The sequence below is a fragment of the Sorangiineae bacterium MSr12523 genome (genome assembly GCA_037157775.1).
GTDB classification, from domain to species: domain Bacteria; phylum Myxococcota_A; class Polyangia; order Polyangiales; family Polyangiaceae; genus Pendulispora; species Pendulispora brunnea.
The window spans coordinates 11,313,398-11,335,943 of the sequence record CP089982.1 but is presented as its reverse complement, the minus strand read 5'-3'; the positions used below and the strand labels follow the sequence as shown (position 1 = coordinate 11,335,943).

Sequence of the window (22,546 nt, the reverse complement as noted above, 5' to 3'; positions counted from 1 at the left end):
GAGGTCCAAAGATGGTGAACGGCACCGCCGACGAGGTGCATGCTGAAGGGAGCCCAGGGGCGTACACCCGTGAACAGGTCATGCTCACGCTTTCGTTCATATCCTATTTGGGTATTTTCGAAATCCTGGACGACGCGAAAACCTCGGCACAGATCCTCAAACAGATCAACAAAGCTCTGGCGAAGACGCCTCCTGTCGCGGGCAACTGGCAGGTCATCTGGGGTCCTGCGCGCTACGACGGGCTTTTGACGATCTTCGACGAAAATCTCATGTTCGTGGTCCAAGGGGTCCACGATCCGTCGCAATATGCCATCGTGATCCGCGGGACGAATCCCGTCTCGATCACCAATTGGGTGCTCCAGGACTTCGCCGTGATAAGGCAGATGCCCTGGCCTTACAATGCGCATCCGCCGGGGCTCAAACCGAAGATCTCGCAGGGTACCGCGCGCGGGCTACAAGCGCTGCAGAACATGAGGCCCGTCCGGGGCATCCCCGGCGCCGGTTCGACCCTTTATCAATTTCTGGCCAACGAGGTTCGTCGCAATCCGAGCCCGCGTCTCACCGTCACCGTCACCGGTCACAGCCTCGGCGGCGCCCTCTCTCCGGCGCTCGCGCTCTGGCTCTCCGATACGCAGCATGCTTCCGACGAGGTGGCAACGCCGCCGTGGGATCCCAACCTCAAGTCCCGCATCGAGGTGTATCCATTCGCCGGCCCCTCGCCCGGAAATCGCGATTGGGCAAAATATTACGATTTGAAGCTGGGCGCGACCACGTGCCGCATGTGGAACGAATTGGACGTCGTTCCCCATGGCTGGGCCGAGGTAGCCTTGAAAAAGCTGCCAGCACTCTACGATCCCGACATTGCACCGGACTGGCTCATTGGTCTCGTCTTGTGGAGCACGACGGTCCTCGCGGCCCGCGGGGATTACGTGCAAATTCTCCACGAGACGAAGCCCCTCATCGGCAGCAAACAGTGCACCTTCCTCAAAGATTATCTCGGGCAGATGATCTACCAGCACACGGCGGCTTACACCGAACTCCTCAAATTGCAGAGCGAGCTCGATGCCAACGTCCACTTTCAATTCGACCCCGAACTTCGCGATGCCGTCATGGAGGTTGCCAAGGCCTTTCACTCCAAGCAAGCGATGGGCAATGGCAATGGTGACGTAAAACGCGCGGTCATGCCGGCAGTGGCCGCGACGGTCGAGGACGACGACGCCCTCGACGGCATGTCGAGCGCCGACGCCGAGGTGAAGGCCGCCGAATGGCGCGTCCACCGTATTCCCAAAGTTCTCAACCCCGTTTCTGCAGGACTCAAGCGAGCGTACCGAGTGTCCGCCAGCGTCGCGATGCAGTTCGTACCGCACTACCTGGCTCTTCATAGCCTATTCAAACGCCGCTCACTTTATCGAGATCGCACCCGCCGTCGTACATCGGATTTTGACTTTGGAGCCTGGAGGTGAGCGCCATGTTGAAAATGTCGACTTCGACTCAGATCGAGGTATCGGAAGCCCCTGTCTACGACATCGTGCAGCCCGAGCCCGCCGGTGCGGACGTCATCGTGGCCGGAAGCGTGCGCGCGCCCATCAAGCTCGTTTGGGATCTCTTCCGGCCTTTCGGGCCCGAGATCATGCGCTGGTGGCCCATTTACGATTGGGTCAAGCTCCAGCCCCCGGGGCACGACGTCGTCGGCGCCATTCGGCATTTCAAGTCGAATGGCCGCATCTACCGGGAACGGCTCATTCTGCGCGACGATTCGACGCACACCGAACAGTACGAATTCGTCGATAGCGACGTTCCCATTCCCATCGAGCGGGTCATCACCACCGTGCAAATGCACGCGGTCAACGACTTGGAAACGGAGGTGCGCTGGTCCTCCGAGACCAAGGTGAATCCGCTGTTTCTGCCGGTCGTCAAGCTCACGCAGCGGCAGGCCTATTACGGGGCCATCGAGTCGCTGGCCCGGTATTTCAATCCGGCGGTGGAGATTCTCGACCTGCGCGTGGTCGGTGCGTCGCTTCACCCGCTCTGGGGTCTCGTGCCGCCGAACGCCTACGTCGAGGCGCGCATCGGTCCCTCGCAATCCAAGCGGACCCGCGTTCGCCCGCTGAATACGCGCCCTCGCTGGAACGAGAATCTGCAGTTCAACGTCGGCGCGTTGGATCGGAACATCGAGATTTCGATCTGGAGCGCGAGCCTGGGGCGCGACACCTTGCTTGGCACGGCAAGGGTCGAACTTCCGTCGAAGGTGGGCCCCGAGTGGAAGCAGATCTCCGTCATGCTCCACGGGGCGGCGGCCGGCGAGCTGCTCATCGCCCTGCGGTGCCGTCCGGAGTTCCAAGTGCTGCGCGAGACCATGTCCCTGGCGAAAACCTTGGGCAGCCGCCTTGGAAAGTTCGTTCCCCCGCTGGGGCAGCTCGGTTTCGAGATCGGCATGCTGGACACGGCGTTCGCAAACGCTCAATCCGTGGCGCAGCGCTACTTGAGCCAGACGATGGGCACGGCGCTGCACCTTCGCAATGGCGAATCCGTCACCGATCTCGCGGGCACGCTGCTTCTGGACATCGGGCGCGCGGCCGCCGGTGTGCAGAATACCATCGAGGGCCTCGCCAGCCAGGCGCTGGCGCTCGCGCAGCAGGTCATCGAGAGCATCAAGCAGGGGGACCAAGACGTCTATGGATACGAGCGCTACCAGCGCAATCCGAAGATCCCCGACGTGCCCCTGGAGAACCTTCCGCGCATGGTCAAAGGCCTTCCGCTGCAGGAGCTTTTGGTCCCGAGCCAATTGGGCGCCATGCTCCAGCGCGGTCTCGAATATGCGTACTCGGAATTCGACTTGGTGGACCGATTCAAGAAGGCGCTTTTGCGGCGCGACGATCCCTACGAGTCGTTCTTGCACGGCTGGGTGAAGCGGCCGAACCCCGTCGTCGACCACTGGAAAGACGACGCGGAATTTTGCCGTCAGCTCATTCAGGGCCTCCATCCCATGATGATCCGCATGGTGCGAAGTCTGGCGGAGATTCCGCCGGCCCTTTCGACACTCAGCGCGCAGGGCAAGTCGCTGGAGGAACTCATCCAGGAACGGCGCCTCTTCATTCTCGATTATGCGCTTTTGGCGGAGCTCAAACTCTACGAGAATATGGTGTTTTACGCACCCATCGTGCTCGTATACCGCGAGCTTCTCGAGGATGGGAACTCCCAGCTCAATTTGGTGGGCATCCAGTTGACCCGTAATCAGGGACTCAACGTGGTGTACACCAAGTCGACGTCTCCGGAAAACCGCTACCTGTACGCGAAGATTCAAGTTGCCTGTGCGGACAATCAGTACCACCAGTTCGTAGCGCACTTGGGTATCGCGCACCTGGCGATGGAGCCCTTCGTCATTGCGCACCACAACGTCTTTTACAAGACGACCCATCCGATTGGGAAATTGCTGGAGCCGCATTTCAAGCAAACCATCGGCATCAATTACATGGCGCGGCAGACGCTCGTCGCGTCCAAGGGTGCCTTCACGGACAGAACGTTCGCACCGGGCACGGCGCAGGCGCTGCAGTTGTTCCTCTCCGCCTGGGAGATGTACAGCTTCAATACCAACGCCTTCCCCGAGGAGCTCGCGGCGCGTGGCTTCGACGAGGAGGGAACCGACGGCGTGCAGAATTACTATTACCGCGACGACGGGTTCAAGATCTGGCGCGCGATCGAGTCGTATGTCGGCGAGGTCGTGAATGCCGTGTACGCGAACGACAATGCCGTCGCGGGTGATGCCCTCATCCAGCGCTGGGCGGTGGAAATGACCGACCCGCATCGCGCGGACATTCCCGGCTTCCCCAAGGCGATCACGTCGCGCAAGCACCTCGTGAGCACGCTCACGAACATCATCTTCCAGGGGAGCGCTTTCCACTCGGCGGTGAATTTCCCGCAGATCGATTATCTGTCGTATGTCCCGAACCGTCCCGACTGCACCATGGCGAAAATGCCCGACGGCGAGGACGACATCACGATGGACTTCATTTACTTCCAGGCGCTGCCGAACTTCTTCGTGTCGAATTTCCAGGTCAGCTTCGCCATGCTGCTGACCACGCCCGCCATCGAAACGCTCTGGAATTCGTCTGGGCTGGACAAAGACTTCCCGGACATTCACCGCCGTTTCCAGGAGAATCTGCAAAAGATCTCCAACGAGATCACCGATCGCAACCGCGCCCTCGAGGCGGCGGGTAAACAGCCCTATCCCTACCTCGATCCACATCGCATCGCGGCCAGCGTCGCGATCTGACGTGCCATGAACGCTCCGTACGTTGCGTTGATCACGGGGGCGAGCACCGGCTTCGGCCGGCTGCTCGTCCAAACGCTGGCCAGGCGAGGGCACATCGTCTTTGCGTCGATGCGCGGAATCGCCGAAAAGAACGCAGGGGCGGCGTCCGAGCTGGCGGCATTCGCCGCCCGCGAGGGCGTGGCCCTTCAGGCCATCGAGATGGACGTCACCGACGATGTTTCGGTCCGCAAAGGCATCGAGCATGTCGTGGCGGACGCGGGGCGGCTGGACGTCGTGGTGAACAATGCGGGTGCCACGGCGTTCGGGCTCTTGGAGACGTTCAGCCTGGAGCAAGCGCGCAAGGCCTTCGAGCTGAACTTGTTCGGCCCGATGCGGGTCAATCGCGCTGCGCTTCCCATTCTGCGTGCACGTAAGTCGGGGCTGTTGGTCCAGGTGACCAGCGCCGGTGCGAGGTACGTGCTGCCCTTCTTCGGTCCATACACGGCGGCGAAGTTCGCGGCCGAAGCCCTCGCCGAAACGTACCGCTACGAGCTGGCCTCGGAGGGGATCGATTCGGTCATCGTCGAGCCAGGCGGGTACGGGACGTCGCTGGCGAAAAACGCTATCATGGCCGACGACACGGCACGCGTGGCCACTTATACGCGCGCCAAGGAACTGCTCGGGGCCGCCGTTCGTGGCATGACGGCGGCCGCCTCCACCGACAACCCGCAAGAGGTCGCCGACGCCATCACGGCACTCATCGAGATGCCGCATGGCAAGCGGCCCTTGCGAACCGTCGTGGGGCGGCTGGCCAAGTCGTTGTTGGAAGATCTCAACGCCGCAACGGATCGCATCCAAGCCGAGCGCCTTCGCGCGCTCGGCATGTCCGAAATGCTGCAGCTCAAATGAAGTTCTTCGCGCGCGGCCAGAGCTCCTTCATCGGGATGCGAAGGCCGCGCGCGATCCATATGGGCTTGTCGTTCTCGAAGGGCATGCAATCCACGCACGTGTACATGGTCCCGAGTTCCACCGTGGTGAAGAGCGGCTCGAGTTTTTCTCGCCGCTCGCCCACGACGATGAGCACCTCGCCGGTGCAGTCGCGGGGACCCCAGAGCCAATACATGTTGTGGCCGGAAATCGCTTTGGGAAGCCCATAGCGAGGGCCGAATAGATCGATGGCACCCGCCTGGCCATAGTTCTGCGCGAGGATGCAGGCCTTGCTCCGCTCGTCCGCGGGGAGGGCCTGGTAGACGCGCGCGGTGGTCTCGGCCAATTCGGGCCAGCCATGCATGTCCGAGAAAATCTGGGGAAGGCGCCCCTGGGCCTGCCGCTCGCCCGACGAAAGCTGCATCCCGAGGGCGCTCAGGTAACGTGCGAGTGCGTCCTCGGACAATACCGCTTTGGATAGGGGCAGGGTGAGCAAACCCCCGCCTGCCACCAGCGCCATCGCGACAGCGCGCACCCGTTTGCGTTGCGCCGTGAGCCGCTCGACGAAGACGCCCCCGGCGGCAAACAAAGCCGTATAGCCCGGGGCGAGGTAATACGGTTTTGCATTGCCGGCGGCGATGAACAACGCGAGCACGGCAAGGTAGGCCCAGCCAAGGGTGCGGTAGCGTGCAGCCTCGCGGGAAAAGAGGAGATACCCGAGGCCCGCCAGCCAAAGGGGCGCAGAGAGTGGCCCCATGAGCATGAATTGCTCGCGCACGAAGTCCACCGGCGAGAGGGCCACGTTTTTGAGCTCGCGCGCACGGTTCATGAATTCACGCAACGGCCAGCCATGCACCTGCTGCCAGATGACATAAGGCAAAAAGAGGAGCACCGCCACGGCCGCTCCCAGCCAGAACCAGCGGCTGCGCAGATCGTTCCAACGGCGCCCCAGCACGAGTCCCACGCCCACGCCGAAACCGAGAAACAAGATGCTGATCTTGTTTTCGAGCCCCACGCCCGCGACGGCGCCGAAGGCGAGCCAGAGGCGCGTGTCGTCCGTTTTGAGGATTCGAATCACCAGCCAGACGCAAATGGCCCAGAACAGAATGTCGAAGATGTTCATCGACAGGAAGCTCGCGATCACCAGCACGACGGGCGCGAACATCACACCGAGGCCGGCCAAGATTTGCGCGAACCGCCCGCCGCCCAGCTCGCGGGCCGATTGCGCGGTGAGCCCGACGGACGCAGCCCCAGCGAGCGCGGGCAGGATGCGAAGCGCGAACAACGAGGTTCCAAAAACGGCGCGTACGAAGGCCGCCACCACGCCAATGAGCGGCGGATGCTCCACGTACCCGAAGCCGAGGTGCTCGCCATTGGCGAGGTAATACAGCTCGTCGCGGAAGTAGCCGTACCCGCGAATGGTGAGAAGGTGGAAGACGAGCGTGATCGCCGCGAGCAAGATGGGCACGAGAGCATCTTTGCACGGCGCCGGATACGAATCGATACACATCGTTACCGTCGGTGACGGATCGCGTCTCGAGACGGCGCTAAGGACAATGCCATGGATCGACGCGCGTTTTTGCAGCTGCTTTCGTATGTGTCCATCGTGGGTTGCGCCGGCTCGAAGGGAAACGATGGGGAGGAGGGAACGGCGACCGAGGCCGAGGTGAACGCCACCATCGAGCGTCGCATCGCCGAAAACCTCGACGCGGACACGTTCGTGGCGGTGCTTACGTCGAACCCGAACATCCTGCGGCGCGCGGCCGCCGTGGCCGGTGGCTACCGAGCCGCCCTGCAGAATGCGGCGGCACTCGACGAGTTCAACCAGCGCCGCGTTCGGGCGCTGCAGCGCCTTCGGGCGGCGGACCTGGAGCCGAAGGTCAAAATGTTCATGCTGAATCTCCAGCTCGAGAAGGTGGACCACTCCGTGGCCATGTGCATGGACCATTTCGTCGGCGTTTACGAGATTCTCCGCCAATGGGGGCACCCCGACGAAGTGGCCTTCGTGGGGCTCTTTCATGCCATTTATGGCACGGAATACAATGTCATCGATTTGCTCGATTACAATTCACCCGCCGATCGCGCCCGCGTCGCGCGCATGGTCGGCGCGAAGACCGATCGCTGGATTGCCCTGTATGGCCTCATGAACGCTTGCCACTTCGCCTTCGGGACCCGCGATGCGGGGGCCCCGGTCACCCGCGTCGATTTCTTCGAGCCGGCCCGCGGCATTTCGAACGAGCTCTCCCGCGAGGATTTCTCGGCCCTTGCAGAGCTCCAAGTGGCCAATGCCTATGAGCCTTACGTCGCGACGGGGCAAAGCCGCGAACTCGGGATTGCGCGCAAACTCATCCCGCTTCGGGACTATTTGTCCTCGGGCGGAAAGGCCGCCATCGATGACGTACTCGAAGCGTTTCCTACTTCGAGCAATGAAGAGAGCGGCTGCGTTGCAGCGCCTTCTGCGCAGTGACCGACGAGGGCTTCGCCCCGCCCCACTGTTCGAGCACGAAGCGGTACGCCTCGCAGGCTCCTGGAACGTCGCCCGCTTTTTCCTTGGCCATGCCCAGCCAGAGGTGGGCCCGCACACGGATGGCGCCGTGCCGCAGGCCCATGCACGTGCTCGATGCGTTCTCGAGGAGCGGTATCGCTCGGGCCATGTCGCCGGCGAGAAGGTAAATGTGCCCTTCGTAGGCTTCGAGCATGCCAATGAGCGCAGGCTCGTTGTCCACCATGGGGATCACGCCTCCGTCGGCCCGCGGATCGCTGCGTAGTGCGTCGGTGGCTGGAATGTGCCCGCCGACCGCCGTCCCCCAGCGCACGACCCATCGCTTGAACGGGTCAATTTTCGATTGGCTGGCGCGCTCCCACTCGTCCGTTGCCTGCTGCCATTCCGCGGGAGAGAGCTGCCCGTGTTCGAGCGCCGCGGCGAAGAGAAAAGGCTTCGTGTACTCGGAATGCGTCACCGCATCGCCGCGGATCCACGCGGCGTGGCGCCGTAAAAACTTCGCGGCCACGGCGGCGGCCTCGGCGTCGCGTCCAAGCTCGGTGAGCGCATCCACCGAGTCGAGCGCCGCGAGCAAATGTGGCTCCACGGTTCGCGCGCCGGCGGCACGCTGCTCCAATTCTTCCGCGGTCCGGAGCGCTGTTTCGAACTGGCCGGTCCAGATTGCGAGCCGCGCCCGATCTTCGAGCTCGGCGAACTCACGGGCCTCCGGCGGAAGGTGCTTCCATCGCATCTGGAGCGCTTCCTCGATGCCCTCGCGCGAGGCGCCGCTGCCCACCAGTGCGTCGGCGAGCTCCTGGTACGCCCAGGGCTGCTCCCCGTCCCATGCGACCCATTGGCGAGCCTGCAAAGTCGCCTCGCTGCAACGGCCGACGCGGCGCAGATCCACGCTGCGGTCTTCCATGCAATCCACCGCGCCGGGCGCTGCCTCGAGGCAGCGATCGAGCGCGCGAATCTCCTCCTCGTGGCGCCCGAGCCGGCAAAGCACGGTGGCTTGGAGTTGCCAGCCATCCGCGTAGCCCGAATCGATCTCCGTCGCGTGCCGGATGGTGGTCAGCGCGTCTTCGAGCTGGGCGGGAAGCATGGGCACGGCGGAGCGTCGCAACGTTGCCAGCACGCGAAGCTCCGCATCTTCGGGAAAGCGGCGAACGGCTTCGTCGAGAAGCCGCACCGCTTCGCTTTCCGATGGAACCTCGGGCGAGATCAACATCGTGAATGCGTCCAGCACGAGCCGATCGCGCTCGCTCAGGGCGTCGCGCATGGGAAGCGTGCGGCGGAGTTGTTCGATCTGGCGGGCCCGCGGCCAGCGCTTTCGCGGAATGACGGTCAATCGAAGCTGCGTCTCGGGGCACGCCGGATCGAGTTGCGCCGCCTTTTCGAAAAGCGTCGTCGCTTGCTTCCAATTCGCCGAGCGCAGCGCGTTCAATCCTTCCCGGTGCACGGCCACCGCCGCGGGCGCGCACGAGGATGAAAGAGGAAGCGCGACAACCGATGTGGGGTGCGCCGGTGCGGCAGCCGTCGGCGCCGCAGGCCGAGGGCCGCGCGAACCCAGGCCCAGCCCGACTCCCGCGGCGGAAAGCATGGCCGCCAAAAGGAGCGCGCGCCCTTTCCATCCGAGGCGCTGGCGCGCGGCCGGCGGCCTCGATGCGGCCTCCAGTTCCGCGACCAGCGCTTCCATCGTGGGAAAACGCTCGTCGCGGCGCTTGTGCAGCGCACGCGCCACCACCGGCGCGAGCTTCGGGGGCAAGCCCTCCAGATCGGGCTCTTTTTCGAGCACGGAGGCCATGCTCGCCACGGGATCCGAGCCCGGCCAGGGGAGGCGCTGGGTCATGAGCTCGTAGGCCATGACGGCCCACGCAAATTGATCCGCGCGCCCGTCGAGCGGCTCACCGCGAATCTGCTCCGGGGCCAGGTACGCCGGCGTGCCGACCACGCATCCCGGCACCGCAGTGGCGAGCCCGAAGTCGACGAGCTTGACCGTGCCATGCTCGGCGATCATCACGTTGTCCGGCTTCACGTCGCCGTGCACCACGCCCGCGCGATGCGCCGCGCCCAGCGCACGCGCGACCTCCTGCAGCCAGCGCATCTTGCGCTCGGACTCCACCGCCGGATCGCGCACGTACGCGCGCAGGTCTTTGCCGTCGATGCATTCGCTCGCCAAAAAGGGAATGCCTTCGTGCTCCCCCACGTCGTAAATCGTCACGATGTTCGGGTGGCTCAATGCTGCGGCCGCACGGCCTTCGCGCACCAAGCGCGCGGACGTCGCACGATCGGGCGAGCCGCGCAGCAGCTTGAGGGCCACCGGCCGCTCCAACTTGGTATCCGTCGCGCGAAAGAGCTCGCCCATTCCGCCGGCGCCCAGACGGCCCTCGAGGATGTAGCGCCCGAAGACGGTGCCCTGCGGCGCCTTCGAGTCACGCAATTTGGGCGCGTCCGAACGCGGCGGGCTTTCCGAGGCGTCCCACGTGATGCGATCGAGCGCTTCACGCACGGCCACCGCCGAGGTTGGCCGCTGCGCGCGTTTCTTCGCCAGCAATGCCGCGACGAGTTCGTCGAGCTCGGGCGGAACGTCCGCACGCATCTCCGACACGCGCGAGGGCTCGAAGAGCACCAGCCTGGCGAGCGTCGTGAGGGCGCGCGAACCTTCGAAGGCTTCGACGTCGGCCAGGCATCGGTAAAGAAGGCACCCGAGCGAAAACAGGTCCGCACGCTCGTCGAGGTCGGAAATGCCGTGCGCTTGCTCCGGGGCCATGTAGCCCGGCGTTCCGACGATGCGTCCCGTGGCGGTCACCGTCGAGACGCCCTCTTCGAAAATGGGATCGCCCATGGTGCGGGCGAGTCCAAAGTCGACAATCTTGGCGGCGCCCACGTCGCGGTTGGGCAGCAAGATGTTGCTCGGCTTGATGTCGCGATGCAGGATCCCCAGTGCGTGGGCAGCGGCGAGGCCGTCGGCGACGCGGCGCGCGAGCTTCAAGGTATCGGCGATGTCGAGCCGGCCTCGATGCAGGCGTGCGCTCAGCGATTCACCGTCGATCCATTCGAGGACCAAATAGAATTGATCGTCGTCGGTGATGCCGTGGTCGATGTAGCGAACGATCGCCGAGCTCCGCAGCTTTTCGAGCGCCATGGCCTCGGCGTTGAAGCGCCGCGACGCAGCACTGCCGGTTTCGCGGAGCACCTTGAGGGCCACGGTCTCACCGGTGGACAAATCGAGCGCTCGATAGACGACGCTCATTCCTCCAACGCCCGCTTCGCCCTCGACTTGGAATCGTCCGGCAAAGAGAGCATTTCGCTCGCTCGATCGAGCCCCATTGGCTAGGCGATTGTTCACGCCGGCGAACGCGAGCCTATCACTCGAGCTCGATCTTGTCGCCCTTGAAGATGGCCGCGCTCCTCGAGGTTGCCCTGGAACACATGCAGGACAGATACGGGACAGATATGGGACAGTGGAGATCGATTCGATCACGCGCGTCGCTAGAGAAGCACGTCGATCACCATGTCAGCCAGCTGGTGCGATAGCCAGGGCGCCAGAAAATTCCCCGTTCGCGCGTAGATCCACGACCACACGAAGCCGCCGAACGCAACGACCGCACGCAGCGGCAATGGATACTGCTCGTGCATGAGCGCGAAGACGAGCCCCGAGAGGAGCGCAGCCGCCACGCGTGAACCAAGCGCATACCATGCGGCGGTGAAGACGAGGGCGCGTCCAATGAGTTCCTCGTAACCGTTCGAGACCACATTGGCCGCGAGCGCCCAACCGTCGACCCTGAAACGAAAGGGCACGCCCATCGCTTTGACGACGACCATCACGGTGAGGACGCCGACGAGCGCCGCCCAGAGCGCGTCCGTGATGGCGCGCCGGATGTCGCGCGTGAGCGATAGCGGCTGGAAGCGCCTCGTGCGAATGAAGAATGCGAGCAGGATGCCGCTGTAGATCGCCATCGGCAGGGTCCACACCAAGACGTGCCCGGCGACCGTATGTGCATTCCGCGGGAGCGAATGAAACCAAGGATCGATGAACGCGCGCCAGAGCGGCGTCACCACCTGCCGCGCGACGTACACGACGCCGAGCGATACCGAAAGAACGAGCACGCGATCGATCGGCCCGCGTCGCTCTCCAATGAGGGTGCTCATGGGATTCCCATCGGCCGGCATCCGGGGAACATTGCTTACGACTTGAAGTACGACTGGTCCCTCGCCACCACGGTTTCCGGTACGAATCGGACCATGAGATCGAGCGGCTCGATCACCGTGGTGCGAAAGGTCTCGCCCCAGCCGCGCGGATCATTGCCGAGGTAGCGTCGGAGAAGCCTGTGAAGGCGATTACGATCGATGGGCAGCACTTCGGCGCAGCCCCGCATGCCGACATGCAGAAGGACACCCCGCTCGAGATCGAAGTCCACCACCCCAATGGCACACTTTGGATTGGCACGGAGGCGCTTGGGGAAGCTGTCGTTCGAGGTTCCAACGAGCCAAATGGCACCTTCTTCCCAGAGAAACCATACCGGGGAGTCGCAGGCGCCCGCCGTGGACGCGGTGGCGAGATGCGCCATGAGAGGTCGCTTCAACACCGCGTCCACATCGAAATCGTGCTCCATCAAAATGGCCATGGCCGTTCCTTCCCGGGGCGGTCGACCCTACAACCGCAGGGACCGTTGAGCTTACCACGACGATCTCGTGTCGGAATTTGCAAAGGAAATCGATGAAAGCCGTTTTATTCGACTTCGATTACACATTGGCGGATGCGTCTCGGGGAATCATTGTTTGTGTCACGCACGCACTTACCGTCATGGGACTTCCCGTTGCTTCCCACGACGTGATTCGTCGAACCATCGGGCTCTCGTTGCCCGACACGTTCTCGCGCCTCAGTGGCATCGACGAGGAGCCCGCCCGTGCGCGATTCAAAGAGCTCTATCTCGAGCGGGCGAGCGAGGTGATGGTTGGCCTCACGGAGCTCTTTCCGGGTGTCCGAGAAACCTTGCACAGCCTTGCGGCAAGGGAGGTTCGTCTGGGGATCGTCTCGACCAAAACCGGCGCGACGCTCCGCAAGATCCTGGCGAAGGAGGAGCTTTTATCGTTGTTCGGCGTGATCATTGGCGGTGACGAGGTCACCCGAACGAAGCCCGATCCCGAGGGCATCCACCGCGCGCTCGAAGCCCTCGAGGTCCAAGCCCACGAGTGCCTCTACATCGGAGACGCCGTCATGGACGTGGAAGCCGCACGCCGCGCCGGAACCGCCTTCGCCGCCGTTCTAACCGGGGTCACCCCACGCCACGAACTCGAGGCACTCGGCGCCGCCGTCATCCTCGAGCGCTTGACCGATCTCGATCTCGTGGCTCGCGTGTAAAACCAACTCAGCGATGAAGCCGGTGCGTTCTGGGTACGAACTATGCGCCCGAAGGCCAAGCATGACCGTAACCGAAATCATGACGCAAAATCCCAGGACGGTTCACCCCACGGATGCCATTGGCGACGCCGTGGATGCGCTCCAATCGTTGAACATTCGTCACCTTCCCGTGGTGGATGACGAGGGCAGTCTCGTCGGCATCCTGAGCGATCGCGACCTCGGGCCCGTGATGCGCGCATTGACCGCGGACGCCGAGGTCGAAGATTCCGTCGTGCCCCTTTCGAACCGCTGCGTGGCCGACTTCATGACGAGTGCGGTCATCAGCGTCGATCTCGACGCGGAGATTGAAGAGGCCGTGGATCGAATGCTTTACGAGCGCGTGGGCGCCGTGCCCGTCGTGGACGGTGACAGCAAGGTCGTAGGAATCGTCAGCTACGTGGACGTTCTGCGCGCGCTCGAACACCCCATCGGACTTCGAATCGCGGAAGCCTGAACGCGCAATTTGCGACGGTGTGGCAATCGGCTACGTCTTTTCCTTGGGTTCGTTGCGCCGCGAGACGGTCAAGACGTGAATGGGGGAAAAGCGCACGACGTGCTCGGCCACACTCCCGAGTAGAGCCCGCGAAACACCGCGCCGTCCGTGTGTGCCCATGACGATGAGGTCTGCGCCGCGCGTTCTGGCAATTTCAAGTATGGCATCGCGCGCATCGGTGGTGGCGAGCACGCTATCCGTGTTTGGGTAGCGCAGTCGAATGTCATTTCTCGTCGCGTCGAGGACCTCCTGTGCTTTGCGCGTTATGTCTTCGGAGGGAACGTACAACCCTCCCGCATACGCGAAGGGATACACGAAAAAGGCGTGCATCACGGTGATTTTGGCGTCGAACTTCTCCGCAATGGCGATGGCGGTATCGATGACATCGCTCGTCGTTTCCGTGAAGTCGACTGGAATTAGGATATGTGTGTACCCTCTCACGAATTCCTCCTTTCGTCAGCGAGCGATATGGCTCACGTGGCCGCCGTCGCGGCCTTCAGGCGCCGTGTCTGCGGGAGATCGCACGGCCATGGCGATCAAGAGGCCAAATGTTCCGGCCACGAGCGCAGCGATGATTGTCATGCGTATGGCATTGCCCATGGTTGTTCCTCCATCGCTGCGCTGGAACTGCAATGCCCGTGCGCGTATGCGTAGGTCCACACGACAAGCTGCGCCGCGTTGAAGGGAATCGTTTCTGCACGCGGCCAAGGTGGAGGTAAGGGCCATGCTGGAATTTCTTCATCCGAGGCGTCGCCGGATCGACGTGAGGGCGATGGCCGTCGCCGCCGGCTCGGGCGCGTTGGTCGCGTCTGCCGTGAGCTCGCTCGCGAATGCGCGTTCCCGTGCACGCTGGAGCGACAAGGTCACGAGCTGGGCAACGCGCTTCACGGACGTCGCGGATAAGGCCGCACGGGACGCGAAACACCGCGCCGCCGGAGCCGTAGCGGAGGCGGAGGCTGTGCTCCGCCACGAGGTGCTCTCCGACGAGCAGCTCGTCGCGCGTGTCCGGTCACAATTGGGCAGGGTCGTCTCGAATCCGCACGCCATCAAGGTGGCGGCCTGCGACGGGCACGTCATCGTGGCAGGGCCTATTTTGCGTGCCGAGGTGCGGCCGCTCCTGCGCTCCGTCGAAAAGACGCGCGGCGTACGCACCGTGGCGAATCAGCTCGAGGTGCACCGGCGCCCCGGCGGGGTTTCCGCACTTCAAGGAGCGGGCACGGCGCAACGCGCCCCGGAGCATCGGTGGACACCGAGTTTGCGTGCGCTCGCTGCCCTCGTCGGTGCGGCGGCCATCGTGCGCGGCGGAATGCGCGGGTCGAGGGCGTCGGGGCTGATGTCCGTCGCGTTGGGGACGCTGCTCTTCGGGCGCGCGTTATCCGACGCGCCGCTTACCCGATGGCTGGGCCTCGGCGGGCGACGCCGGGCCATCGCCTTCGAAAAGACGATGATCATCCACGCCCCCATCGAACAAGTGTTCTCGTACTGGGCCGATTTTCGGCGCTTTCCCGCGTTCATGGACCACGTCCAGCGCGTGACGAAGACCGGCGACCACGGTTCGCATTGGGAGGTGCGCGGACCGCTGGGCACGACCATCGAATGGGATGCCGTCATCACGGCCTTTGCGCCGAATGAGTTCATCGCGTGGGAAAGCGCCGACGGCGCCCCCGTGAAGCATGCGGGAAGCGTTCGCTTCGAATCCATCGACGAAGGACGCGCGACCCGCCTCGACATTCGTCTCGGATACAACGTCGCCGGCCACCTGGGCCACACCATCGCGTCGATGTTCCGAGTCGATCCCAAAACCGCGCTCGACGAGGACATGCTGCGTTTCAAATCCTTGCTCGAGCAAGGTAAAGCCAGCGCCCACGGCCACGAGATCTCGCGAGCCATCCGCTGAAATGAGGAGAAGCCATGATCGAGCGCACGTTGTCCACCGACGAGATCACCGCTTTGGATGCCTATTGGCGAGCTGCCAATTACCTTACCGTTGGCCAAATCTATCTCCAGGACAATCCCCTATTGCGCGAGCCGCTTCGGCCCGCGCACATCAAGCCGCGGCTGCTCGGGCACTGGGGAACGTCGCCCGGGCTGAATCTCATTTATGCGCACCTCAATCGCATCATTCGCGAGCGCGATGCCGATGTGATTTACCTCGCAGGACCCGGCCACGGCGGTCCTGCGCTGCTCGCGAACGTGTATCTGGAGGGGACCTACAGCGAGGTGTATCCGAACATCACGCAGAACCTGATGGGGCTGCGCGCGTTTTTCCGCCAGTTCTCCACCCCCGGCGGTGTCCCGAGCCACGTGAGCCCGCCGACGCCGGGCTCCATTCACGAAGGCGGGGAGCTCGGGTACGTGCTGACCCACGCTTTTGGGGCTGCGTTCGACAACCCCAATCTGCTTGCGGTTGCCGTGGTGGGCGACGGCGAAGCCGAAACGGGACCCCTCGAAGGCTCGTGGAAGGGCGTGCGCTTTCTGAACCCGGTGCACGACGGTGCGGTATTGCCCATATTGCATCTGAACGAATACAAGATTGGCGGTCCGACCGTGCTGGGGCGTGCATCGGACGAGTCCATCGGCCGGCTGCTCGCTGGCCACGGCTATGATCCGCATTTCGTCGCTGGGACCGACCCCATGCGCGTGCACGCGACCCTCGCGCGAACCCTCGACGCATGCGTCGATGTGATCGATCTCATCCAAAACAATGCGCGCACGGCCGGCCACGCGACCGAGTGTCGCCGCTGGCCCGCCATCGTGCTTCGTACGCCCAAAGGCTGGACGGGCCCCAAAGAGGTGGACGGCAAGCCCATCGAAGGCACCTTTCGCGCGCACCAAGTGCCCCTCGCCGAGGTGCGCACGAACCCGAAGCACCTGGCGATGCTCGAAAGCTGGATGCGCAGTTACCGTCCCGAATGGCTCTTCGATCAGGAGGGCCGGCTTCGCGCCGATTTGGCCGCGCTCGCCCCGAAGGGCGATCGACGCATGGGGGCGAACCCGCACGCCAACGGCGGCCGCCTCAGTGTTCCGCTCGATCTTCCGAATCCGCGGACCTATTCCATTCCGGTGGCTTCCCCCGGGACCGAGCGCCACGAATCGACGCAGCGATTGGGCCAACTTCTACGCGACACGTACCGGAAGAACCCCAGCAATTTTCGTCTGTTCTGCCCCGATGAGACCAATTCGAACCGACTTGGCGCGGTGTTCGAGGTGGAGTCGCGCTGCCTCGTGGAGCGCACGATTCCAACCGATGAACGGGTATCACCCGAGGGGCGCGTCATGGAGGTTCTCAGCGAGCACAATTGCGAAGGATGGCTCGAGGGATACCTTCTTACGGGCCGCCATGGCCTCTTTGCCACGTACGAAGCGTTCGCGCTCATCGTGGCCTCGATGGCCACCCAGCACGCCAAGTGGCTGGACTCGTGCGAGGAGCTTCCTTGGAGGGTCCCCGTTCCTTCGCTGAACATCCTGCTCACGTCCACCTGCTGGCGCAATGACCACAACGGCTTCAGCCACCAGGGGCCCGGCTTCATGGATACGATCATTTCGAAAAAGGGAACGGTGGCCCGTGTGTACCTGCCGCCCGATGCCAATTGCCTCCTGTCGGTCGCGGATCATTGCTTGCGCAGCAAAAATCACGTCAACCTGATCATCATCGACAAGCAGCCGCAGCTCCAATGGCTCGATTTGGACGAAGCGCGCGAACACTGCGAGCGCGGTGCTTCGGTTTGGCAGTGGGCGAGCAGCGTCGGCCAACCCGATATCGTCCTTGCGTGCGCCGGGGACATTGCGACCATGGAAACACTGGCCGCTGTGGCCTGGTTGCGGGCGAGGGCCCCTGAAATGCGCGTGCGCGTGGTGAATGTGGTCGATTTGATGTCGCTCTTCTCACCCGACGAGCACCCGCACGGGATGACCGAGGAGCGATTCGTCGACATCTTCACCCCCGACATCGACGTCGTGTTCGCCTTCCACGGGTATCCGGGTGCCGTGCACCAGCTTCTTCACCGACGCACGCACGCCTCGCGCTTTCACGTACGGGGCTACCGCGAGGAGGGAACGACGACTACACCATTCGATATGGTCGTCTTGAACGACACCAGCCGATTCCACCTCGTCATGGAAGCGCTCCGGCGCACCCGCCACCCGCCGCCGGGAGCCGATCGTCTGATCGACGAATGCCGTGCCATTCTGAAGCATCACGCAAACTACGTTCGCGAGCACTTCGAGGACATGCCCGAAATCCGCGATTGGGTGTGGAAGGCTGCATGATGCAAGCTGCTCGAAAATTCGTCCTTGCAATCAACGCGGGCTCGTCCTCGATGAAGCTCGCCCTTTACGAGTTTGCCGGGCGGACGGCTCGCTGCGTGGCCAAATGGAATGGTGCGCAGGATGACATGGCCCTGGATACATTGTTCGCGCGGCTCGAGGCCAACGGAGAGCGCGCGCCGGCGGCGGTCGGTCACCGCATCGTGCACGGCGGCCCGCACCACGCCGCGCCTGCCTTCATCGACGAGAAGCTCCTCACGGAGCTCGAGGACGCGGTGCCGTTTGCTCCCTTGCACCTGCCGGCTGCGCTGGCGGCGATCGAGGCAATCCGCAAGCGCCTTCCCGGCGTACCGCAGATCGCCTGCTTCGATACCGCCTTTCACACGAGCATGCCCGAGAAGGCGCGGCGCTTTCCCTTGCCACGACATTTCGACGAACAAGGAGTCCGGCGTTATGGATTCCACGGCCTTTCCTACGAGTACATCGTGTCGGAGCTCGGTGCCGCCATCCCTTCGCGCGTCGTCATCGCGCATCTGGGAAGCGGCGCCAGCCTGGTTGCCGTGCGCGATGGGCGATCCGTCGACACCACGATGGGCCTCACCCCGACGGGGGGCATTCTCATGGGAACGCGCACCGGGGATCTCGATCCTGGGGTCCTGCTCCACCTCGCGCGCCAGAACGAGCTGACGATTGACGATCTACAAGGCATCGTCGACCACGAATCGGGGCTTTTGGCCATCGGCGGCACGTCGGACATGAAGGTGCTCATCGAGCGCGCTCCGGGCGATCCTCGCGCGCGTTTCGCGATCGACATGTTCGGCTATGCCATCCGCAAAGCGATCGGCGCGCTCGCCTTTGCGCTCGGGGGCATGGACCTCCTCGTTTTCACCGGAGGAATTGGCGAAAATGCTCCCATCGTGCGCGAGATCGCTTGCCGCGATCTCGACGCATTCGGCATCATTTTGGACAAAACCAAGAACGAACATGGCCGCGGCACCATCAGCCACGACGGCAGCCATTGCGCAATCCGTGTCATCCCCACGGACGAAGACTGCATCATCGCGCGGCACGCCCATGCATGGGTCGAGGATGCGCTTCATTCTGCCCCGACGTAGCCATTCGCCACGTTCAACGACAGAGTTTGCCCTTTCGGCAAGAAGTGACCCGCTCGAGCGTATCGAGTGGATTGCCGCAACGCTCGTTTCGAATATCGCTCAGGCAATTCGTTAGATTGCGATCGTCGATGCCATGCGGGCATTCCTGCGCATTGAAGCTGGCTCGCGCATTGTGGTGCAGCTCACGCGTGCACGCCGCGAAGCTGTCGTAATCTTTGCCGGCACCAATGTTGTTGCACGAAAGCTCCCGATCGCACCGCGCTGCCGTAATGTTTTCGATGGCGGCCTCGTTGGTCACCGGATACGACCCCGCCGTCGTCGTGGTCTCGCTCGAGTGCATGCCGTCATCGTGGTGACAACCCACGATCGCGAACGCGACTGCAAAACCGAAGAGACTTACTTTCATTGACGCTCTCCTTTCGTCGAGCAATGGGGAGCAAGGAGCGTACGTGAGTCTTTCCTTCGCCTCGGTCCGTGCTCTCGCTCTCGCTGCTCGGCTGGGACGTCTGCATACGACGTGCGCTCTCTATCCTTGCGTTTGCCAAAGCTTCGTTGCGCACGAGGGCCATGAGAGCGCAGCGTTCGAACACCATGTGATGGTCACGTCATTTGCGGCAGCCGACTCGCCGTTGCATCGGAGGCCGGGTTGCGCTGCGTTCATGTTTCGCACGTTTGAAAAACGACAAGGCTTCGTCGAGCGGGTGCCAGGAGATGCGCCGATGCTGCTCAAGTCGGTGCATTGGATTTGGCTTTTGCCTTGCGGATGGCACCGGCATCTTCCGATGACCGCGGCGGCGGATGAGATAATCCAGGCAAGTCGCCGCCCTTGCGTCAAGAAAATACCATTGAACGCATGCTCCCGTGTCGGCTTCGTGCATCAGATGAGAGGGAAGGAGTCGTTTTGACAACGAGGAGCCCATGTCCAATCGATACCGCATCAAGTACACGGTCGAGCGCGGCAGTTTTACGTTCGAGGAGCTGCGCGCAATGCGTGCGGGCGGCTGCGACGCGGTAGTCGTCGTTTCGATCCTGCGGGAAGGCGCCGACCCATCGAACGCCGTCGCTTTCTCATCGTTGGACGGTTTCTCGGGTAAGAGTGTGATCGCGAGCGACCTTTTCCTGATCTTCTCGTTCCTCGCGAACATGCTGTCCAAACGCGAAGAGCTGCCGAGCTGGCAAAGGGAAGTCGCACACAAAGCCTTCGCCCAAGTACGTAACGTCTTTGGTCGAAAGCCGTCGCTCCCGACGTAGCCGCCCTCGGGCGCTTTTCGTGCAGCACCAGGTTTCCCGATCAATGCGCGGCAGGCATCGGCCGCGCCAGTTCAGAGAGCGCAAAAGCTTCCATGTCCGCGATGCGTTCGACCGATGCTCCCACGAGGTCGGCCCCGAGGTGTCCGGCGTTTCGCTCGACACGGAGGAAAACGGGCCCTCCTGCGGAGCGTGCCTGCATCGCCGCCACGAATTTGCGCGCGTGCATCGGATCGACGCGATCGTCGCTGTCCGCAGAGAGAACGAGCGTCGACGGATACCGTTTGCCGACGATGACATGATGATACGGCGAATACGCGAAGAGCGCGCGGAAGTCGTCGGCCTTCTTCGGGGACCCATATTCTTCAGCAGCGAGTTTCCCGGCCGGCGTCGAGTCGAAGCGGAGCATATCCAAAATCGGTACCTCACATAGAACGACGCGAAAGAGATCGGGCCGCTGCGTGATGGCGGCCCCTACGAGGAGCCCACCATTCGACCCGCCGCGAGCCATCATCTTTTCAGGCCGGGTATAGCCCTCTCGTATGAGGTATTCCGCCGCCCCATAGAAATCGTCGAAGACATTCTGCTTGCTGTGCAACATACCGGCCCGATGCCATGGCTCGCCGAACTCGCCGCCTCCGCGCAGATTGGGCAGTGCAACGACGCCTCCTCGTTCGAGCCACGGAAAGAACGAGGCGTTGAACGAGGGGGTGACCGAGACATTGAATCCACCGTATCCGTAGAGATAGACGGGGGCCGTGCCGTCTTTTCTTAGGTCCTTCGCGTGAATGAGAAACATCGGAATGCGGGTCCCGTCTTTCGACGGGTACCAAACCTGCTCCACGACGAACCGCTCGGGGCTCACCGGAACTTTGCTTCTGTACCACGATTTCGTCTCACCCGTACGGACATTGGTTTCGAAGATCTCGCGCGGGTGAGTGAATGACTCGAATTGAACGTACGCGACGGGATCCTCCGCACTTCCCGAGACCGTAGCGTGGCCGAGCTCCGGGAGCGAAATCTCGCGCGTCAGCGTTCCGTCCAATTCGTGGACCTCGAGACGACTGGTCGCATCCTTCAAATAGCCGAGGACGAGTTTCCCACCGATGATCTCCATGCTATCGAGGGCCGCATCCGACCGTTCCGGCACGATCTCCTTCCACGCGGCGCGCACGGGCCGCGCCGGGTCAGCGACGAAAACGCGTGAATGTGGGGCTCCTTCATTGGTCAAGATGTAAATTCGATCGCGATATTCCTTGAGGTCGTATTGCGCCTTCGCGCCCACCGCCAGCGACGTAAAGCCCCCCGGTTTGCGAAGGTCCTGGATATAGGCGTCATTCGACGACCAATTGCGCGAAATGTATGCGAACAGCCAGTGACCATCTTGCGTGCTGGCCCCATACAAGAATGCATTCGGATCTCCCGTACGAGCGTGAACCAGACGGTCGTGCTTGGGATCGTTGCCGAGTCGGTGAAAGCGTAACTCGGCGGTGCCCATTTGCTCGGACGCAGGAACCGCAGCGTCCTTCGGAGTGAAGCGATAGTAGAATCCATCGTTCGTGACATTCCACGATATCGGGCCAAATTGAGTGCCCTCGATGGTGTCGATTTCCGAGCGCTTGCCCGTTCGCACCCCGATCAGCCGCAACGTCGTCACGTCGTTGTTGTTCGTCGACGTGTTGTACGCTGCCCAGTTTCCGTCCCACGAGACGAATACGTCGACGAGGGACAGATTCCCATTCGTTGACCAGGTGTTCGGATCGAGGAGGACGTGCTCCGCGCCATCTGGTCCCTCCTTCCAGTAGAACACCTTCTTTTCCTGCTTAGGACCGCGTTTCCACCAGAAATACCGATTGCCTCGTTTCACAGGTGACTCGACGCTCTCGACGTACGACAGCTCTTTCATCCGCGCTGCGATGGCCGCCCTCTCCGGCAGCCCGGCGAGCCTGGCTCTCGCGAATTCATCTTGCTCCGCGATCCAGCGCGTGACCTCGGGAGAAGCTCCGTCTTCGAGCCATCGGTACGGGTCCTCGACCGTCGTTCCGAATAGAACGTCTCGGGTATTGTCCACGCGGCTTGTCGGGTACTGCAAAGCCGAGACGTGAAGGCCCGGGGAGGCATTCCCGATACTTGGACGGGCAGTCGCCTCGATGCTTGCTGAAGGCCTGTTGTTCGAGGAACGCGCATTCCCCCCGCAACCTAGAGCTGAGAGCGCGCTTACAAGAATACATATCCTCAATCTCATGGGAGGCCTCATGTCTTACCGGCCTTTTTAGCATGGGTGAACAGGGTCATCCGACGGTTTGCGCGGCCCCGAGGTATAAGGTGAACATCTCGAAACGGAACGGGAGGCGCATAG

General features: G+C 62.9%; 18 protein-coding genes. 10 read left to right on the top strand and 8 right to left on the bottom strand.

The annotated features are described in order from the left end of the window. The first annotated feature begins 11 nt into the window (after positions 1–11). From LZC95_44845 to LZC95_44835, 3 genes are read left to right on the top strand one after another with little or no spacing between them, the layout of a single operon-like run. The gene (locus tag LZC95_44845; protein ID WXA93569.1) at positions 12–1,463 is read left to right on the top strand and encodes a lipase family protein; all 1,452 of its coding nucleotides are present in this window, start codon (positions 12–14) and stop codon (positions 1,461–1,463) included. 14 nt (positions 1,464–1,477) lie between these two features. Further along, positions 1,478–4,273 carry an SRPBCC family protein gene (locus LZC95_44840; protein WXA93568.1) on the top strand — a complete coding sequence of 932 codons (2,796 nt, stop codon included), beginning with the start codon at positions 1,478–1,480 and terminating at the stop codon, positions 4,271–4,273. A gap of 6 nt (positions 4,274–4,279) precedes the next feature. Continuing rightward, complete coding sequence (locus tag LZC95_44835; GenBank protein ID WXA93567.1) at positions 4,280–5,161, top strand: SDR family NAD(P)-dependent oxidoreductase; 882 nt, start codon at positions 4,280–4,282, stop codon at positions 5,159–5,161. On the opposite strand, the gene LZC95_44830 is transcribed toward LZC95_44835, so the two are convergent. Beyond that, positions 5,154–6,647 (bottom strand): glycosyltransferase family 39 protein, encoded by a 1,494-nt coding sequence (locus tag LZC95_44830; GenBank protein WXA93566.1) that lies wholly within the window; start codon positions 6,645–6,647, stop codon positions 5,154–5,156. The two genes, LZC95_44835 and LZC95_44830, sit on opposite strands and share 8 nt — an antisense overlap. A 93-nt stretch (positions 6,648–6,740) precedes the next feature. Between LZC95_44830 and LZC95_44825 the strand changes: the two genes are divergently transcribed. Beyond that, the gene (locus tag LZC95_44825) at positions 6,741–7,646 is read left to right on the top strand and encodes a hypothetical protein (protein WXA93565.1); all 906 of its coding nucleotides are present in this window, start codon (positions 6,741–6,743) and stop codon (positions 7,644–7,646) included. Here LZC95_44825 and LZC95_44820 read toward each other — a convergent pair. From LZC95_44820 to LZC95_44810, 3 genes are all read right to left on the bottom strand, one after another. Continuing rightward, entirely contained in the window at positions 7,594–11,010 is a 3,417-nt protein-coding gene (locus LZC95_44820) for a serine/threonine protein kinase (protein WXA93564.1), read from the bottom strand. The two genes, LZC95_44825 and LZC95_44820, sit on opposite strands and share 53 nt — an antisense overlap. A 143-nt stretch (positions 11,011–11,153) precedes the next feature. Then, positions 11,154–11,813: a CPBP family intramembrane metalloprotease gene (locus LZC95_44815; protein WXA93563.1), complete on the bottom strand. Its 660-nt coding sequence runs from the start codon at positions 11,811–11,813 to the stop codon at positions 11,154–11,156. Positions 11,814–11,848: 35 nt separating this feature from the next. Further along, positions 11,849–12,289 carry a pyridoxamine 5'-phosphate oxidase family protein gene (locus tag LZC95_44810; GenBank protein ID WXA93562.1) on the bottom strand — a complete coding sequence of 147 codons (441 nt, stop codon included), beginning with the start codon at positions 12,287–12,289 and terminating at the stop codon, positions 11,849–11,851. 92 nt (positions 12,290–12,381) lie between these two features. Between LZC95_44810 and LZC95_44805 the strand changes: the two genes are divergently transcribed. Beyond that, positions 12,382–13,026, top strand: a complete 645-nt coding sequence (locus tag LZC95_44805) for an HAD-IA family hydrolase (protein WXA93561.1) — start codon at positions 12,382–12,384, stop codon at positions 13,024–13,026. Positions 13,027–13,087: 61 nt separating this feature from the next. Next, complete coding sequence (locus LZC95_44800; GenBank protein ID WXA93560.1) at positions 13,088–13,519, top strand: CBS domain-containing protein; 432 nt, start codon at positions 13,088–13,090, stop codon at positions 13,517–13,519. 30 nt (positions 13,520–13,549) lie between these two features. Here LZC95_44800 and LZC95_44795 read toward each other — a convergent pair whose 3' ends face one another. Both LZC95_44795 and LZC95_44790 read right to left on the bottom strand, forming a co-directional pair. Then, complete coding sequence (locus LZC95_44795; protein ID WXA93559.1) at positions 13,550–13,999, bottom strand: universal stress protein; 450 nt, start codon at positions 13,997–13,999, stop codon at positions 13,550–13,552. A 15-nt stretch (positions 14,000–14,014) separates the two neighbouring features. Further along, positions 14,015–14,158 (bottom strand): hypothetical protein, encoded by a 144-nt coding sequence (locus tag LZC95_44790; protein ID WXA93558.1) that lies wholly within the window; start codon positions 14,156–14,158, stop codon positions 14,015–14,017. A gap of 124 nt (positions 14,159–14,282) precedes the next feature. Here LZC95_44790 and LZC95_44785 point away from each other — a divergent pair, with 124 nt between their 5' ends. Genes LZC95_44785 through LZC95_44775 form a run of 3 tightly spaced genes read left to right on the top strand, consistent with a single transcriptional unit; the run spans position 14,283 to position 18,939 of the window. After that, positions 14,283–15,455 (top strand): SRPBCC family protein, encoded by a 1,173-nt coding sequence (locus LZC95_44785; GenBank protein WXA93557.1) that lies wholly within the window; start codon positions 14,283–14,285, stop codon positions 15,453–15,455. A 14-nt stretch (positions 15,456–15,469) separates the two neighbouring features. Further along, positions 15,470–17,827: a phosphoketolase family protein gene (locus tag LZC95_44780; protein ID WXA93556.1), complete on the top strand. Its 2,358-nt coding sequence runs from the start codon at positions 15,470–15,472 to the stop codon at positions 17,825–17,827. After that, a complete protein-coding gene (locus LZC95_44775; protein WXA93555.1) occupies positions 17,824–18,939 on the top strand; it encodes an acetate/propionate family kinase in 1,116 nt (371 codons plus the stop codon). The genes LZC95_44780 and LZC95_44775 overlap by 4 nt, the downstream gene beginning before the upstream one ends. Before the next feature lie 13 nt (positions 18,940–18,952). On the opposite strand, the gene LZC95_44770 is transcribed toward LZC95_44775, so the two are convergent. After that, complete coding sequence (locus tag LZC95_44770; GenBank protein ID WXA93554.1) at positions 18,953–19,345, bottom strand: DUF6184 family natural product biosynthesis lipoprotein; 393 nt, start codon at positions 19,343–19,345, stop codon at positions 18,953–18,955. A 512-nt stretch (positions 19,346–19,857) separates the two neighbouring features. Here LZC95_44770 and LZC95_44765 point away from each other — a divergent pair. Next, a complete protein-coding gene (locus LZC95_44765; GenBank protein ID WXA93553.1) occupies positions 19,858–20,190 on the top strand; it encodes a hypothetical protein in 333 nt (110 codons plus the stop codon). Between the two features lie 40 nt (positions 20,191–20,230). On the opposite strand, the gene LZC95_44760 is transcribed toward LZC95_44765, so the two are convergent. After that, positions 20,231–22,258 carry a prolyl oligopeptidase family serine peptidase gene (locus LZC95_44760; GenBank protein ID WXA93552.1) on the bottom strand — a complete coding sequence of 676 codons (2,028 nt, stop codon included), beginning with the start codon at positions 22,256–22,258 and terminating at the stop codon, positions 20,231–20,233. Positions 22,259–22,546: the final 288 nt, after the last annotated feature.

Excerpts from the sequence above, each read along its gene's own strand:
- LZC95_44805 (WXA93561.1), top strand. The coding sequence starts at position 12,382 with ATGAAAGCCGTTTTATTCGACTTCGATTACACATTGGCGGATGCGTCT.
- LZC95_44785 (WXA93557.1), top strand. The coding sequence starts at position 14,283 with ATGCTGGAATTTCTTCATCCGAGGCGTCGCCGGATCGACGTGAGGGCG.
- LZC95_44810 (WXA93562.1), bottom strand. The coding sequence starts at position 12,289 with ATGGCCATTTTGATGGAGCACGATTTCGATGTGGACGCGGTGTTGAAG.
- LZC95_44840 (WXA93568.1), top strand. The coding sequence starts at position 1,478 with ATGTCGACTTCGACTCAGATCGAGGTATCGGAAGCCCCTGTCTACGAC.
- LZC95_44835 (WXA93567.1), top strand. The coding sequence starts at position 4,280 with ATGAACGCTCCGTACGTTGCGTTGATCACGGGGGCGAGCACCGGCTTC.
- LZC95_44825 (WXA93565.1), top strand. The coding sequence starts at position 6,741 with ATGGATCGACGCGCGTTTTTGCAGCTGCTTTCGTATGTGTCCATCGTG.
- LZC95_44790 (WXA93558.1), bottom strand. The coding sequence starts at position 14,158 with ATGGGCAATGCCATACGCATGACAATCATCGCTGCGCTCGTGGCCGGA.
- LZC95_44765 (WXA93553.1), top strand. The coding sequence starts at position 19,858 with ATGTCCAATCGATACCGCATCAAGTACACGGTCGAGCGCGGCAGTTTT.
- LZC95_44800 (WXA93560.1), top strand. The coding sequence starts at position 13,088 with ATGACCGTAACCGAAATCATGACGCAAAATCCCAGGACGGTTCACCCC.
- LZC95_44780 (WXA93556.1), top strand. The coding sequence starts at position 15,470 with ATGATCGAGCGCACGTTGTCCACCGACGAGATCACCGCTTTGGATGCC.
- LZC95_44770 (WXA93554.1), bottom strand. The coding sequence starts at position 19,345 with ATGAAAGTAAGTCTCTTCGGTTTTGCAGTCGCGTTCGCGATCGTGGGT.
- LZC95_44815 (WXA93563.1), bottom strand. The coding sequence starts at position 11,813 with ATGAGCACCCTCATTGGAGAGCGACGCGGGCCGATCGATCGCGTGCTC.
- LZC95_44845 (WXA93569.1), top strand. The coding sequence starts at position 12 with ATGGTGAACGGCACCGCCGACGAGGTGCATGCTGAAGGGAGCCCAGGG.
- LZC95_44775 (WXA93555.1), top strand. The coding sequence starts at position 17,824 with ATGATGCAAGCTGCTCGAAAATTCGTCCTTGCAATCAACGCGGGCTCG.